Raw genomic sequence first — 15,388 nt, 5'->3', positions numbered from 1 at the left:
TGCGCTCGGTTGAACCAGAATGTCAGATTATATGGGAGCGCGGTGGGTATCGACAACCCGGGCAAACACCAGCACGTCGACCTGCGCGGCTTTGGCGCGGAGCAGCGCCCGCGCGCAGGCATCCACTGTCGCGCCCGAGGTCAGGACGTCGTCGACCAGGATCACGCGGCGGCCCTGGACGTCAGCCTTGCGTTCATCGGCGACCCCGAATGCGCCCTGCACATTGCTGGCGCGGTCCTTGCGTGACAGCCCGATCTGCTGCTCGGTGGCGCGGATGCGCCGCAGCGCTTCGGCAGCCATTTTGACGCCGCTCTGGAGCGCGATCACCTTGGCGAGCGCCCCGGACTGGTTGTAGCGCCGGCTCCAGCCGCGCCGCCAATGCAGAGGAACCGGAACCAGCAGATCGGCGTCGGCGAGCAATTCCTTCCCCGCCCGCGCCATCCAGCGACCCATTGTTGGCGCCAGATCGGTGCGATCCTGGTATTTCAATGCGTGCACCAGCGTGCGCGCGACATCGTCATAGCGCACCGCGGCGCGGGCTCTGCTGTAGGCCGGCGGATTGGCGATCGCCTCCATCGACAGCAACCCGGGCCCGGGATCGTAGACGAAGGGAATCCCGAGCCGCGGGCAGAACGGCGGCGCGATGAACGACAATCTGGCCCAGCAGGCCGCGCACACCCCCTCGCCATCGACCGGCTCGCGGCACGAAACGCATAGCGTCGGCAGCGCGATATCGAGCGCCAGCCGCGCCGTGCGCAGCCACGCGCCCCCGATCGCGCCAAGCGCGCGCTGGACGTGACCGGTAATGGAGCGTGTCGGTGATGCCTCGGCGTCCATGGCGGGCGAGGCTAGCGTTTGAGCAACGCCGGCTCAAGGCGCATTGCCTGCGGCGGCGGTCCGGCGTAACCAGCGGCATGACACCGAACCCGCCCTCAGCCCCCATCCTGTTCGACCGCGCCTTGCTCGGCGCGCGGCTGGCGCGCGCGCGGCGCGAGGGCGCGGCGACATTCCTGCTCGAGCGTGCCAGCGAAGACATGGCGGACCGCTTGCAGGCGGTATCGCGCAGCTTTTCGGCGGCGGCCGATGTCTGGACGCCGGGTGTCGGGCTCGCGGACGTCCTGCGCGGGCGTGTCGCCGCGGTCGATGCGATCGGTTTCAGCGAGGCGGAAGCGCTCGGTCTGCCGCCGGAGTCGCTCGATCTTGTGGTCTCCGCGCTGGCCTTCCAGTTCGTCAATGATCTGCCGGGCGTGCTGGCGCAGCTCCGCCGGGCGCTGAAGCCGGACGGGCTGCTGCTCGCTTCGATGCTCGGCGGCGATACGCTGACCGAGCTGCGGCAAAGCTTTGCCGCGGCGGAGGCGGAATGCGAGGGCGGGGCGTCGCCGCGCGTCGCACCGTTCGCCGATCTGCGCGATATCGGCGCGCTGTTGCAGCGGGCCGGCTTCGCGCTGCCGGTCACCGACGTCGACCGCGTCGTGGTGCGCTATTCAAGCGCGTTCGCGCTGATGGCTGACCTGCGACGCATGGGTGCGACCAATGTGCTGCGCGAGCGCCGCCATACCTTGACCCGCCGCGCCACCATGCTGCGGATGGCGCAGATCTACGGCGAACGCTTCGCCGATCCCGACGGCCGCATCCGCGCCACCTTCGACATCGTCTGGCTGTCCGGGTGGGCGCCGCATGAAAGCCAGCCGAAGCCGCTCAAGCCCGGCTCGGCGAAGGCGAGCCTTGAGGCGGCGGTGAAGGGGACGAAGCGCTAGGGACGCACGATGCTAGGGCTCCTTCTCCCGCTTGCGGGGGAGGGCAATTGCATATGGAATGAACCGATTCTTCCGCGCCGTCATGGCCGGGCTTGTTGTTTAGCCCGGCCATCCACGTCTTTTCTCCGGTGGAAACGAAGACGTGGATGCCCGGGACAAGCCCGGGCATGACGAGTTTGTGGGAACTCCGATCGCCTCAAACGGCCATATGCGATTGCCCTGTCCTTGCGGGAAAAGGCGAGGGGAGCTTGCACGATTTCGGAATAATGGAATTATGCCGGTGAGTTGCCCGACGTGTCAAGTCGCCTGCTCGAACGCCTGCCACCGCCACCTGCTTTGCATGGGGTTGTTTTCGATATTTTGGCAGCGCGCCTCCCGCGCAAGCGGAAGAGGCGAAGAGGATCACAGCAACAGATCGATCAGATGCGGCAGCAGCGGGATGTCTGCGGGCGGCATCGGGTAGTCGCGCAGCTTGCTTGCGCGGACCCAGGCGAGGTTCTGGCCCTCGCGCGCCACCGCGATGCCCTCCCAGCGCCGGCAGATGTAGAGCGGCATCAGCAGATGGAAGGTCTCGTAGGCATGGCTGGCGAAGGTCAGCGGCGCGAGGCACGGCTCGCTCACGGTGATGCCGATCTCCTCATGCAGCTCGCGGATCAGGGTCTGCTCCGGCCGCTCGCCGGGCTCGATCTTGCCGCCGGGGAATTCCCACAGGCCGGCCAGCGCCTTGCCCTCGGGGCGCTGCGCCAGCAGCACGCGCTTGTCGGCATCGACAAGCGCGCAGGCGACGACGAGAGTCAGCTTGATGTCAGCCATGCGGCGGGGGATTCCTTCCAGTCTGCAAGCTTTCATTAACCAGCAACGCGCTGTCAGCCAAACGATTTATGCCCGCGCGGCTTTCCGCGATCGCGATAAGCCGGCCTTAATTCGTATCCGGCAGGGTGAAGGTTCTCATTTATCTGCGCATCATATTCTTTGCCGACATAACCCATGAGCACCTTGATCCGGACCATCAGCCGTTTCCGTCGCGATCGCTCCGGCAACATCGCAATGACCTTTGGCCTCGCTGTGCTGCCGCTCATCGTCGCGGTCGGATGCGCGGTCGACTATTCCCGCGCCAACCAGATCCGCAGCAAGCTGATATCGGCCGCCGACGCCGCGAGCGTCGGATCGATCGCCAAGGCATCGCCCGGCTTCATCGCCGCCGGCGCCATGACCTCGGACGGCGAGATCCAGGCGGGCGAAGCCGATGCGGCCAAGATCTTCAACGGCAACATCTTGAACCAGAACAGCTTCACGCTGACCAGCGTGACGCCGACCATGACCAAGACCGGCGGCGTCATCACCTCGACGGTCAAGTTCACCGCCGATGTCCCGACCATGTTCCTCGGCGTGATCGGACAAAGCAAGATGACGGTGACCGGCGCGTCGACCTCGACCGCGAACATGCCGCTCTATATCGATTTCTATCTCCTGCTCGACAACTCGCCGTCGATGGGGGTTGCGGCGACGCCCGCCGACGTGACCAAGATGGTCAACAACACGTCCGACAAGTGCGCCTTCGCCTGTCACGACTACAACGACGCCAACAACTACTACAATCTCGCCAAGACGCTCGGCGTGACGACGCGGATCGACGTGCTGCGCAGCGCGACCCAGCAATTGATGGACACGGCCGCGAACACCGCGACCTATGCCAGCCAGTACCGGATGGCGATCTACGATTTCGGCGCCTCGTCGAAGACGATCGGCCTGCGCGCACTGTTCTCGCTGTCGACCAGCCTATCGAGCGCCAAGACCGCAGCCGGCAACATCGACCTGATGGGCGTCTACGGCAACAACGATTCCTACACCGCCGACAAGGACAGCCAGTTCTCGACGGTGCTTCCGGCCATCAGCAACGCGATCAGCGCGCCGGGCCCGGGCACGGCGGCGGCGCCGATGAAATACCTGTTCTTCGTGTCCGACGGCGTGGCTGACGAACCGAATTCAAGCTGCCTGAAGCCGGCCAGCGGCGGCAATCGCTGCCAGTCGCCGATCAATCCGGCGTTGTGCACGGCCATCAAGAACCGCGGCATCAAGATCGCGGTGCTCTACACGACTTACCTGCAGCTGCCGACCAACGGCTGGTACATGACCTGGATCGATCCGTTCAACCAGGGCCCGTTCGGCCCGTCGCCGAACAGCCAGATCGCGCAGAACATGCAGGCCTGCGCGTCGCCGGGCTTCTATTTCGAGGTCAGCCCGACGCAGGGCATCGCGGATGCGATGAACGCGCTGTTCAAGAAGGCCGTCGCCGACGCGCGGATCAGCAGCTAGCGAAGCGCACACGCTCTATCACCGTCACCCTGAGGAGGCCGCAAAGCGGCCGTCTCGAAGGGTCGACGGCCCGATTTTCTCCGCGCGGCGCTATCGGGCCGTGCATCCTTCGAGACGCGCTACGCGCTCCTCAGGATGACGGGTAGGAAGGTGTGCGATTAAGACCGGTAATCTCCGTTGATCGCGACGTATTCCTTGGTGAGGTCGCAGGTCAGCACGCGGTCTTTGGCCTTGCCGAGGCCAAGCGCGACCTTGATCTGGATCTTCGGCGCCTTCATCGCCTCCGACACCTCTTTCTCGTTGTAGGAGGGGTCGCGCGCGCCGCTCTTGGCGACGCGGATGCCGTTGAAGGAGATCGAGAGCTTGTCGCGGTTGGCGGGCTCGCCGGCCTTGCCGACCGCCATCACCACGCGGCCCCAATTGGCGTCCTCGCCGGCGATCGCAGTCTTCACCAGCGGCGAATTGGCGATCGACATCGCGATTCTGCGTGCCGACGGTTTGGTGGTGGCGCCCTCGACCACGACCTCGACCAGCTTGCGGGCGCCTTCGCCGTCGCGCGCCACCTGCTCGGACAGATCAGCGAGGATCTGCTGGAACGCCTTGGTGAAGGCCTTCAGCCGCGGGTCGCCGGCGCGCGAGATCTTCGGCGCGCCGTTGGCAGCGGCTGCGCCGGTTGCAAATGCCAGCAGCGTGTCCGAGGTCGAGGTGTCGCCGTCGATGGTCAGCGCATTGAAGGTGTCCTCGACGCCGGCCTTGAGCAGGGATTGCAGCACCGAGGCCGACAGCGGCGCGTCGGTGAAGATGAACGACAGCATGGTCGCCATGTCGGGCATGATCATGCCGGCGCCCTTGGCCATGCCGTTGATCGTCACCTTGGCCTTGCCGAGATTGACGGTCGCGGTGGCGACCTTCGGGAAGGTGTCGGTGGTCATGATCGCCCTGGCCGCGTCCATCCAGCGATCGGGGGTCGCGGTCTGTGCGAGCTGCGCCAGCACGCCGTCGAACTTGGTGGCGTCGAGCGGCTCGCCGATCACGCCGGTGGAGGCGAGGAACACGTCCGATGTCGCGCAGCCGACCGCCTTCGCCGCGATCTGCGCGGTCAGCGCGGTCGACGCCTTGCCGGTCTTGCCGGTGAAGGCGTTGGCGTTGCCGGAATTGACCACCAGCGCGCGCGCGGCGCCGCCCTTCAGCTTGGCGCGGCACCATTCGACCGGCGCCGACGGGCACTTCGACCTGGTGAACACGCCGGCCACCGTGGTGCCCTTGTCGAGCAGCGCAAGCAGCACGTCGGTGCGCCCCTTGTAGCGGATGCCGGCGGCAGCGGTCGCAAGCCGCACACCCGCGATCACGGGCATCTCTGGAACGTCGGGCGGGGCGAGGGGGGAGACGGCGGTGGACATCGGCAAGCTTCCGGCTACGGGGAGGGAAGCGCTCCATAACATCTCGCCGCAAGAAGCGGGAGAGGGCTGCGATGCGAACGCGCTGTCATGAATCGTTCAAGGAAGCAGCAGCGCGACGAATGCGTAGCCCGGATGGAGCGAAGCGCAATCCGGGACAGGTCCCTCCGCGGCAACAGACCCCGGATTTCGCTGCGCTTCATCCGGGCTACGAGGAAGCTGTAAAAAGCAAAATGGCCGGGACATGCCCGGCCATCGCGCATTGAAGCTATTGACGTCGCGAAGCTTACTTCTTCGCCGGCGCCATCTTGTTGTCGGCCGGCTTCGGCGCGTCCTTGGCGGCATCCGCCGGCGCGGCCGCGTCGGCCGGCTTGTCCATGCGCTCGACCTTGGCGGCCTCGCGCAGCTTGGCGACATAGTCGGCCTGGGCCTTGCGGGTCACATAGGTCTCGATCTGGGCCTTCACCTGCTCGAAGTCGGGCGCCTTGCGGTTGCGCTTTTCCTCGACCTTGATGATGTGCCAGCCGAACTGCGACTTGACCGGATCGGAGATCTTGCCCGGCTCGAGCGAGAAGGCGACCGCGGAGAATTCCGGCACCATTTGCTCCTTGGTGAAGAAGCCGAGGTCGCCGCCGTCGGAGGCGCCGGGGTCCTTGGACTTCTTCTTGGCGAGCTCGCCGAAATCGGCGCCCTTGTCGAGCTCGGCCTTGATCGCCTTGGCCTCGTCCTCGGTCTCGACCAGGATGTGGCGGGCGTGCACCTCCTGCTCGCCTGTGATCTGCTTGGCGGCCTCCTCATAGACCTTCTTCATGGCGTCGTCGGTGGTCGCGGCCTTGCCCTCGCTGGCAAGCAGGCTGTCCATCAACAGGCGGTTGCGGGTGAAGGCGAGCCGCTTCTTGAAGTCGTCATTGTTCTCGATCTTCTTGTCCTCGGCGGCCTTGGACACGATCTTCATGTCGATCAGGAAGGACAGCACGTTGTCCTTGCGGGTCGAGGGGTCCATCTGCTGCAGGCTCTGGCCGAGTTCCTCCTCGGCGAGCGCCACGTCGCTGGCGTGGATCTCCGAGCCGTTGACCTTCGCCAGCACCGGATCGGATTCCGCGGCCCGGACCGGGAGGCCGGCAGCCAGCACTGCGACAAGACAGCCCGTCGCGGCCAGGGTGGCGAGGCCGAGGCGCAGGCCGGTTTTGGTTTCCGGGGGCGAGGTGGTCATGCAAAATCCTTGTCTCAAAGGGGGGAAGCTCGAGCGGGGCGGACACTCGCCCAATCGTGTTACATTGGCAACGCGAAAGTCTTGTCAAAATGATGAATTCCTTGACATCTTGCCAGCGTTGACAACCCCCCGACCGGGCCATATCTCTGGCCAACCGCGTCAGCGGCGAGAGCGCTTATTTTGCTGCGTTTTTCGCCGTTGAACCCAGGATGGCCTGTTTCCCACTCAATTGGCGGAGGAGCCCCCGGGCCGGGGCTCGAACCGTAGCGCGTCACGTTGAGTTGATAGGCGATCCGGCGGACCATCTCAGGCTGTAATCCAAGACTGAATTCCAAGTTGAATTCCAACACTGAACGAAGACCGAACTCGAGACCGAAGAACAGGAATTTCGCATGATCGGCGCGCTCGCCCGCAAGTTTTTCGGCTCCGCCAACGACCGTCGGGTCAAGGGGTATCAGTCCCGCGTCAACGCCATCAACGCGCTGGAGCCCGAGCTCGTCAACCTGACGGACGATCAGCTCAAGGCCCGCACCGCCGAATTCAAGCAGCAGCTCGCCAGCGGCAAGACGCTGGACGACATCCTGGTTCCGGCCTTCGCCACGGTGCGCGAGGCCGCCAAGCGGACGCTCGGCCAGCGCCATTTCGACGTTCAGCTGATCGGCGGCATGGTGCTGCACGAGGGCGACATCGCCGAGATGAAAACCGGCGAAGGCAAGACGCTGGTCGCGACGCTCGCGGTCTACCTGAACGCGCTCGCCGGCAAGGGCGTCCACGTCGTCACCGTCAACGACTACCTCGCCCGCCGCGACTCCGGCTGGATGGGCCAGATCTACGCCTTCCTGGGGCTGACCACCGGCGTGATCGTGCACGGCCTCGACGACGCCGAGCGCAAGGCTGCCTATGCCTGCGACATCACCTACGGCACCAACAACGAATACGGCTTCGACTATCTGCGCGACAACATGAAGTACCGCCTGGAGGACATGGTCCAGCGCGAGCACTATTACGCGATCGTCGACGAAGTGGACTCCATCCTGATCGACGAGGCGCGCACGCCGCTGATCATCTCCGGCCCGCTCGACGACCGCTCGGATTTCTACAACACCATCGACACCTTCATGCCGAATCTCGCCAAGAAGGACGACTACGAGGTCGACGAGAAGCAGCGCACGGTGACGCTGACCGAAGCCGGCATGGAGAAGCTGGAGAACCTGCTGCGCGACGCCGGCCAGCTCAAGGGCGACTCGCTGTACGACGTCGAGAACGTCTCCGTCGTGCATCACGTCAACCAGGCGCTGCGCGCGCACACGCTGTTCACGCGCGACAAGGACTACATCGTCCGCGACGACGAGGTCGTCATCATCGACGAGTTCACCGGCCGCATGATGCAGGGCCGCCGCTATTCGGAAGGCCTGCACCAGGCGCTGGAAGCCAAGGAGCACGTCACGGTCCAGCCCGAGAACCAGACGCTGGCCTCGATCACCTTCCAGAACTATTTCCGGATGTACCAGAAGCTGTCCGGCATGACCGGCACGGCGCTGACCGAAGCCGACGAACTGTTCGACATCTACAAGCTCGAGGTCGTGGAGATCCCGACCAACCTGCCGGTGGCGCGCCTCGACGAGGACGACGAGGTCTACCGCACCCAGAACGAGAAATACGCCGCGATCCTTGCCGAGATCGAGCGCGCCAACAAGCGGCTGCAGCCGGTGCTGGTCGGCACGGCGTCGATCGAGAAGTCGGAAGTGCTGGCCGAGTACCTGAAGAAGCACGGCTACAAGCAGATCGACTTCACGTCCGAATCCGGCATGGAGAAGCTCTATGCCGCCGCGCGCGCCGGCAAGCCGGCAAAGCTGTTCGCGGTGCTGAATGCGCGCTTCCACGAGCAGGAAGCCTATATCGTCGCGGAAGCCGGCGTGCCGGGCGCGATCACGATCGCGACCAACATGGCCGGCCGCGGTACCGACATCAAGCTCGGCGGCTCGCTCGAAATGCGGATCCAGCAGGAGACCGCCGGGATCACCGATGAGGCCGAGAAGGCCAAGAAGATCGAGCAGATCAAGGCCGACATCGAGCGCTTCCGCGAGATCGTGCTGAAGGCGGAAGAGGATTTCGAGGTCGAGCCCGCCAAGGGCAACAAGCCCGCGAAAACCGTGAAGAAGCCGGGCGGCCTCTACATCATCGGCTCAGAGCGTCACGAATCCCGCCGCATCGACAACCAGCTGCGCGGCCGTTCCGGCCGTCAGGGCGATCCCGGCCGCTCGAAGTTCTTCCTGTCGCTGGAAGACGATCTGATGCGCATCTTCGGCTCCGACCGGCTCGACAGCATGCTGCAGCGGCTCGGCCTGCAGGAAGGCGAAGCGATCATCCATCCCTGGATCAACAAGGCGCTCGAGAAGGCGCAGCAGAAGGTCGAGGCGCGCAACTTCGACATCCGCAAGAACCTCTTGAAGTTCGACAACGTCCAGAACGACCAGCGCAAGGTGATCTTCGACCAGCGCGTCGACCTGATGAAGGACGACAGCGTCGTCGAGACCGTGACCGACATGCGCCATGCCTTCGTCGAGGACGTGGTCGCCAAATACATTCCCGAGCACGCCTATGCCGAGCAGTGGGACACCGCCGGCCTCAAGGACGAATTGAAGCGCGTGCTCGATGTCGATCTGCCGGTCGACGAATGGGCCAAGGAAGAGGGCATCGCCGACGAGGAGCTGCTGACCCGCATCGAGACCCATGTCGACGAGCGCATGGCCGCCAAGGTCGCGCAATGGGGTCCCGACGTGATGCGTTACGTCGAGAAGACCATCCTGCTGCAGACGCTGGACCATCTCTGGCGCGAGCACCTGATCATGCTCGACCATCTGCGACAGGTGATCGGCCTGCGCGGCTATGGCCAGCGTGACCCGTTGCAGGAGTACAAGACCGAGGCCTTCAACCTGTTCCAGGAGATGAGCGCGCATCTGCGCGAGGCGGTCACCGCGCAGCTGATGCGGGTCGAGATCGTGCCGCCGGAGGAGCCGCCGCAGCCGCTGCCGCTGATGGAGGCGCACAAGCTCGATCCCAACACCGGCGAGGACGAGTTCGCGCAGGCCCGCCTGACCGAGGCCACCTACGCCCAGGCCTCACTGGCGCCCGGGATGATTGCCACCGACCGCGATCCGAACGATCCGGCGAGCTGGGGCAAGGTCGGCCGCAACGAGGACTGCCCCTGCGGGTCAGGCAAGAAGTACAAGCACTGCCACGGCCGGTACGCGTAGCCGCCGCGCGCGCGCTGAGGCGGCGGGCGACTGGCCCGCGCCCGTCGAGCCGCATCGCTCTCAGCCGGCGAAGGCCTTGTCGAGATCGGCGATCACGATCTTCTGCATCTTCAGCATCGCCTGCATCGCGCGGTCGGCTGCCTTGCGATCGGGGGCGCTGAGATAGCGGCCGAGCGCGGTCGGGATCACCTGCCAGGACAGGCCGAAGCGGTCTTTGAGCCAGCCGCAGCGCGATTCCTGGCCGCCGTCGGTGAGCTTCTCCCAGAAGTAGTCCACCTGCTCCTGGGTCTCGACGCTCAGGAAGAACGACACCGCCTCGTTGAACTTGTGCTGCGGCCCGCCATTGAGCGCGTGGAACCGCTGCCCCTCGAGCTCGAAGGTCGCCATGAAATCGCTGACGGTCTCGATCTTGGCGTTCGGAAACACCGATTGGTAGAAGGCGACGGCATCGCGGACGTTGTTGTCGAGCCAGAGGAACGGCGTGATCGAAGTCATGACGGGAAATCCTCACTAACGAGTAATCGGGTGGACCAGCGCGGCCAAGCGCGAAGGCTGCGCCGCAGGGCGCGCCCCAAGGACGCACCAAACCGCCGCATCCCGACATTTCCTGCCGGTCTTTTTTCGATGGTTTCGGCAGGGGCGCGCCGGGCCGGCGCGGCCTTAATTGGCGCTGCCGATCAGGCTTTCCAGCAGGCGCTTGAGTTCAGTGGTCGACTTGTCGCCATAGCTCTCGACGATGTGCTCTTCCTGGCTCACCGCGAGCGAGTTGAGCCGCCGGCACAGCGCCTTGCCGCGGTCGGAGACGAACATCAGCACCTTGCGGCGATCCTTGGGATCCTGGACGCGATAGACCAGCGCGTCCGACACCATGCGGTCGATCATCTTGGTCAGCGTCGGATGGTTGAGCAGCACAGCATCCGCAAGCTCGCCCATCGAGTGGCCGTTGCCGTCGGACAGCACCTTCAGGATGCGCCACTGCTCGACCGGCACGCCTTCCTTGGCGAGCCGCGTCTCCAACTGCCGGTTGATCTCCCGGTTGGCTTGCGCCAGCAGGTAGGCGAGATGTTCGGTGATCGGGGAATTTTCTTTCGGCGGTTTAGCCACGGCGTAAGACCTGGTTCCTGACCCGGTGAATGAATGTCCGGCAACTCATGCCATTTCTATATGCACTTCAATTGTTGAATATTCAATATTTTCACCTAGGATATTCCCCCAACCAAGGGGCGGATGCCGCGACCGCCCGCTGGCTGCGTTGCTTACTGCTTCCCAGACAGGAGTTGGCGTGCTCTCGACGGTCTCTTTCCAGGCGTATGGCGGCATGCCCGTCGCGCCGCCGCTGCTGTTTCGAAATCCGTCGTCCTGCGCGGCCGATCTCGCTTTGACCCTCAAGCCCGGCTCGTCGCGCCGTCGCAGCACCGACAGCAAGCTTCGAATCGGCAATTTCATCACCTTCTCCGGCGCGCCCGGGATCTGGGGGCCGATCTCCGCCAACAGCGTCATGCTCGCGGTCGCCGAGATCAACCGGCGCGGCGGCATCCGCGGCCGCGAGGTCGAATTGTCGATGTACGACGCCGGCGGCCCGATCGAGGAAGTGGTGCGACGCGCCGAGCGGGCGATCGCTTTCGACGAGATCGACGTGATCATGGGCTCGCATATCTCGGCGGTGCGCCTCGCGCTGCGCAAGGTCACCGCCGGCCGCATCCCCTATGTCTACACGCCGGTCTATGAGGGCGGCGAGCGGACGCCCGGCGTGATGGCGATCGGCGAGACGCCGCGCGCGGAAAGCCGGCCGGCGATCCACTGGCTCACCGAGGTCAAGAAGGCCCAGCGCTGGTACCTGATCGGCAGCGATTATGTCTGGCCCTGGCAGTCGCATCGCGCGGTGAAGCGCTACATCAAGGAGGCCGGCGGCCACGTCGTCGGCGAGGAATTTGTCCCGCTCGGCGAGGACAATCACGAGCCGCATCTGGCGCGGATTCGCGCAGCACGGCCAGATGTCGTGCTGATCACCCTGATCGGCACCGACAGCATCACCTTCAACCGTGCCTTCGCCGAGGCCGGGCTTGCCGCGACCACGCTGCGTTACGCCGGCGCGATGGACGAGACCGTGATGCTCGGCATCGGCCCCGACTCGACCCAAAACCTGTTCTGCGCCTCCGGCTATTTCGGCTGCATCGATTCGTGCGCCAATGACGACTTCCGGACCAGCTACCGCGCGATGTTCGGGGCGCATGCGCCGCCGATCGGCTCGGTCGGGCAGTCCAATTATGAGGGGATGCGCTTTCTCGAGGCGGCGGCCAATCAGGCGCGCTCGCTGTCGATCGGACCATTGTCCGCCGCGGCGCACAATCTCGTCTACAGCGGTGCCCGCGGCACCGTCACAATTCGCGACGGCCGCGCCGAGATGCCGATCTATCTTGCCGAGGCCGACGGTCTCGACTTCAATGTGATCAGGACGATCTAGATGGACCGGGCGATGCCGCGCTCGCCGCGCGGCTTGCCGGTGCCAGACAGGAGCAGGTGTGCAATCGACGCCCTACGTCATGGCCCGAACCTCGAGCAACAGGTATGGCGGCCTTCCATGCCCGCCTTCCCTGCTGTTCCGGAACCTGACGTCGGCGCGGTCCGATCGGGTGTTTTCCCCGATGGATCGGGACGGTTTCGGTCCGCGCGGTGCGCGCAGCCGGCTGCGGATCGCCGGCTTCGTCTGCTGCACCGGTTCGCCCGGGATGTGGGGACCGGCCGCGACCTCGAGTGCACAGCTCGCCGTCGCCGACATCAACCGGCGCGGCGGCATCCTCGGCCGCGAGGTCGAGTTCTCGGTCTATGACGCCGGCGGACCGATCGAGGACGTGCTCGATCGCGCCGAGCAGGCGATCGCGTCCGACGATGTCGATCTCATCATGGGCATGCACACCAGCGCGGTGCGCGTCGCGCTGCGCGGCCTGATCACCCGCAGCAAGATCCCCTACATCTACACGCCGGTCTATGAAGGCGGCGAGCGGACGCCGGGCGTCATCGCGATCGGCGAGACGCCACGCTGGCAGAACCGGCCGTCGATCCACTGGCTGGCCGAGGCGAAGCGCGCCTCGCGCTGGTACCTGATCGGCAGCGACTATGTCTGGCCATGGCAGTCGCACCGCGCGGTGAAGCGTTACATCAAGGAGACCGGCGGGCTCGTGGTCGGCGAGGAGTTCGTGCCGGTCGGCGAGGATAATCACGAGGCGCAGCTGGAACGCATCCGCGCCGCGAAACCCGATGTCGTGCTGATCTCGCTGATCGGCACCGATAGCGTGACCTTCAACCGCGCCTTCGCCGATGCCGGCCTTGCCGCCACCACGCTGCGCTTTGCCGGCTGTTTCGACGAGACGGCGCTGCTCGGCATCGGCGCCGACAAGACCGAGAACCTTTACTGCGCCTCCGGCTATTTCCCCTCCGTCGGCTCACGCGAAGGCGACGATTTCAGGGACCGCTATCGCGCGATGTTCGGTGCGTTCGCGCCGCCGGTCGGCTCGTGCAGCGAGTCCGCCTATGAAGGGTTCTGCCTGCTCGAGGCCGCCGCCAAGCGCGCCGGCACGCTGGACATGCGGCCGCTGCTCGCGGCGGCGGACAACCTCGTCTATCGCGGCCCGCGCGGTCCGGTCACGGTGCGCAGCGGCCATGCCAGGATGCCGATGTATCTTGCCGAAGCCGACGGTCTCGACTTCAGGGTGATCAAGCCGATCTGAGCAGTGCGACAGCGTCGCCGGAAGGTTTTGCGAAATAATACTTGAAAAGGAAAATATTTCCGTTTTCAATACAGCAACGGGGTGAGCGGTTCGCGCGGGCAGCGCGCCGCTGCACCTGCGTCGAGGGATCAAATCCAAAGATCAAAAGCTATCAGGAGAGCGCCGTGACCGTCGTCCTTCCCACGCCAACGCAACTTCGTGCCGTCGCCGAGCAGTGCGGCCTGTCACTGACCGATGAGGATGTGGCCTCGTTCCGCGGCCTGATGCAGGGCTCGATCGACGCCTACAACGTGATCGCCGCGATGCCGGACGAGCTGCCTGCGGTGAAATATCCGCGCACGCCCGGCTATCGCCCGGCGCCAGAGGAGAACCCGCGCAACGCCTGGTACTACAAGTCGACCGTGAAGGGCGCGGCGTCCGGCAAGCTCAAGGGCAAGACGGTGGCGCTGAAGGACAACATCATGCTGGCCGGCGTGCCGATGACGAACGGCTCGTCGACGCTGGAAGGCTATATCCCCGATTTCGACGCCACCATCGTCACGCGGATGCTCGATGCCGGCGCCGAGATCGCCGGCAAGACCCATTGCGAGCACTTCTGCCTGTCCGGCGGCAGCCACACCAACTCTTACGGAGCGGTGCACAATCCGCACAAGATGGGCTATTCGGCCGGCGGCTCGTCGTCGGGCTCCGGCGTCGTGGTCGCGCTCGGCGAGGTCGAGATGGCGATCGGCGGCGACCAGGGCGGCTCGATCCGCATGCCGTCCTCGTTCTGCGGCACCTACGGCATGAAGCCGACCTGGGGCCTCGTGCCCTATACCGGCATCATGCCGATCGAGATCTTCGTCGACCACACAGGACCGATGACCGCAACGGTGGAGGACAACGCGCTGCTGCTCGAGGTGATCGCCGGCGACGACGGCTACGATCCGCGCATCAAGGCGCCCAAGGTCGAGGATTACACCAAGGCGCTGGGCAAGGGCGTCAAGGGCATGAAGATCGGCATCCTCAAGGAAGGCTTCGAGCAGCCGACCGCGGAAGCCGCGGTCAATGAAAGCGTGCGCGAGGCGGCCAAGCGCTTCAAGGATCTCGGCGCGTCTGTCGACACCGTGTCGATCCCGATGCACATGGTCGGCCCCGCGATCTGGACCCCGATCGGCACCGAAGGCCTGACCCAGACCATGATGTTCGGCGACGGCTACGGCCTCAGCCGGCCCGACCTCTATTCGACCTCGCTGATGGACTTCCATCGCGGCTGGCGCCGCCAGGCGGACTCGCTGTCGGAGACCACCAAGCTGTTCATGATGCTCGGCACCTACATCAACAACAATTTCGGTCCGCGCTTCTACGGCAAGGCGCTCAACATCTCCCGCCGCCTCACCGCGGCCTATGACAAGGCGTTCAAGGATTACGACTTGCTGCTGCTGCCGACCACGCCGATGAAGGCGCCGGCGCTGCCGGCGGCCAATGCCAGCCGCGAGGACTATGTCGCCCGTGCGCTCGAGATGATCACCAACACCGCGCCGTTCGACATCACCCACCACCCGGCGATGTCGCTGCCCTGCGGCATGGTCGACGGCCTGCCGGTCGGGTTGATGCTGGTCGGCCGGATGTTCGAGGAATCCACCATCTACCGCGCCGCGCACGCCTTCGAGCAGGCCGGCGACTGGAAGAAGATGTGAGGCGCCGCTTGTTGCAGACGCAGGCTGGATGGATCGAACGC

Annotated in this window: 12 protein-coding genes; 6 read left to right on the top strand and 6 right to left on the bottom strand. The window is 65.3% G+C overall.

Annotated elements, in window-relative coordinates; all coding sequences use genetic code 11:
- Positions 1–27: 27 nt before the first annotated feature.
- Entirely contained in the window at positions 28–837 is an 810-nt protein-coding gene (locus tag J2R80_RS04705; protein ID WP_253638088.1) for a ComF family protein, read from the bottom strand.
- A gap of 77 nt (positions 838–914) precedes the next feature.
- Between J2R80_RS04705 and J2R80_RS04700 the strand changes: the two genes are divergently transcribed.
- Positions 915–1,757 carry a methyltransferase domain-containing protein gene (locus J2R80_RS04700; RefSeq protein ID WP_253638087.1) on the top strand — a complete coding sequence of 281 codons (843 nt, stop codon included), beginning with the start codon at positions 915–917 and terminating at the stop codon, positions 1,755–1,757.
- Positions 1,758–2,159: 402 nt separating this feature from the next.
- Here J2R80_RS04700 and J2R80_RS04695 read toward each other — a convergent pair whose 3' ends face one another.
- Positions 2,160–2,570, bottom strand: a complete 411-nt coding sequence (locus J2R80_RS04695) for a (deoxy)nucleoside triphosphate pyrophosphohydrolase (RefSeq protein ID WP_028343243.1) — start codon at positions 2,568–2,570, stop codon at positions 2,160–2,162.
- Positions 2,571–2,744: 174 nt separating this feature from the next.
- On the opposite strand from J2R80_RS04695, the gene J2R80_RS04690 reads away from it, so the two are divergent.
- Entirely contained in the window at positions 2,745–4,073 is a 1,329-nt protein-coding gene (locus tag J2R80_RS04690) for a TadE/TadG family type IV pilus assembly protein (RefSeq protein WP_253638086.1), read from the top strand.
- 158 nt (positions 4,074–4,231) lie between these two features.
- Here J2R80_RS04690 and argJ read toward each other — a convergent pair whose 3' ends face one another.
- A complete protein-coding gene (gene argJ, locus J2R80_RS04685; protein ID WP_253638085.1) occupies positions 4,232–5,473 on the bottom strand; it encodes a bifunctional glutamate N-acetyltransferase/amino-acid acetyltransferase ArgJ in 1,242 nt (413 codons plus the stop codon).
- 283 nt (positions 5,474–5,756) lie between these two features.
- Entirely contained in the window at positions 5,757–6,683 is a 927-nt protein-coding gene (locus J2R80_RS04680) for a peptidylprolyl isomerase (protein ID WP_076824733.1), read from the bottom strand.
- A gap of 392 nt (positions 6,684–7,075) precedes the next feature.
- On the opposite strand from J2R80_RS04680, the gene secA reads away from it, so the two are divergent.
- The gene (secA, locus tag J2R80_RS04675; RefSeq protein ID WP_229189788.1) at positions 7,076–9,940 is read left to right on the top strand and encodes a preprotein translocase subunit SecA; all 2,865 of its coding nucleotides are present in this window, start codon (positions 7,076–7,078) and stop codon (positions 9,938–9,940) included.
- Between the two features lie 60 nt (positions 9,941–10,000).
- Here secA and J2R80_RS04670 read toward each other — a convergent pair whose 3' ends face one another.
- Entirely contained in the window at positions 10,001–10,435 is a 435-nt protein-coding gene (locus tag J2R80_RS04670; RefSeq protein WP_253638084.1) for a VOC family protein, read from the bottom strand.
- 165 nt (positions 10,436–10,600) lie between these two features.
- Positions 10,601–11,044, bottom strand: coding sequence for a MarR family winged helix-turn-helix transcriptional regulator (locus J2R80_RS04665; RefSeq protein ID WP_016847408.1), 444 nt, complete (start codon positions 11,042–11,044; stop codon positions 10,601–10,603).
- Between the two features lie 178 nt (positions 11,045–11,222).
- Between J2R80_RS04665 and J2R80_RS04660 the strand changes: the two genes are divergently transcribed.
- The 3 genes from J2R80_RS04660 (at position 11,223) to J2R80_RS04650 (ending at position 15,347) form a co-directional block, all read left to right on the top strand.
- Positions 11,223–12,404 (top strand): substrate-binding domain-containing protein, encoded by a 1,182-nt coding sequence (locus tag J2R80_RS04660; RefSeq protein WP_253638083.1) that lies wholly within the window; start codon positions 11,223–11,225, stop codon positions 12,402–12,404.
- A 79-nt stretch (positions 12,405–12,483) separates the two neighbouring features.
- A complete protein-coding gene (locus J2R80_RS04655) occupies positions 12,484–13,668 on the top strand; it encodes a substrate-binding domain-containing protein (RefSeq protein WP_253590518.1) in 1,185 nt (394 codons plus the stop codon).
- Positions 13,669–13,832: 164 nt separating this feature from the next.
- Positions 13,833–15,347, top strand: a complete 1,515-nt coding sequence (locus J2R80_RS04650) for an amidase (RefSeq protein WP_253638082.1) — start codon at positions 13,833–13,835, stop codon at positions 15,345–15,347.
- Positions 15,348–15,388: the final 41 nt, after the last annotated feature.

The sequence above is a fragment of the Bradyrhizobium sp. USDA 4541 genome, from assembly GCF_024171085.1.
In the GTDB taxonomy this organism is placed as follows: Bacteria; Pseudomonadota; Alphaproteobacteria; order Rhizobiales; family Xanthobacteraceae; genus Bradyrhizobium; species Bradyrhizobium australafricanum.
This window is presented reverse-complemented; position numbering and strand designations above follow the sequence as displayed.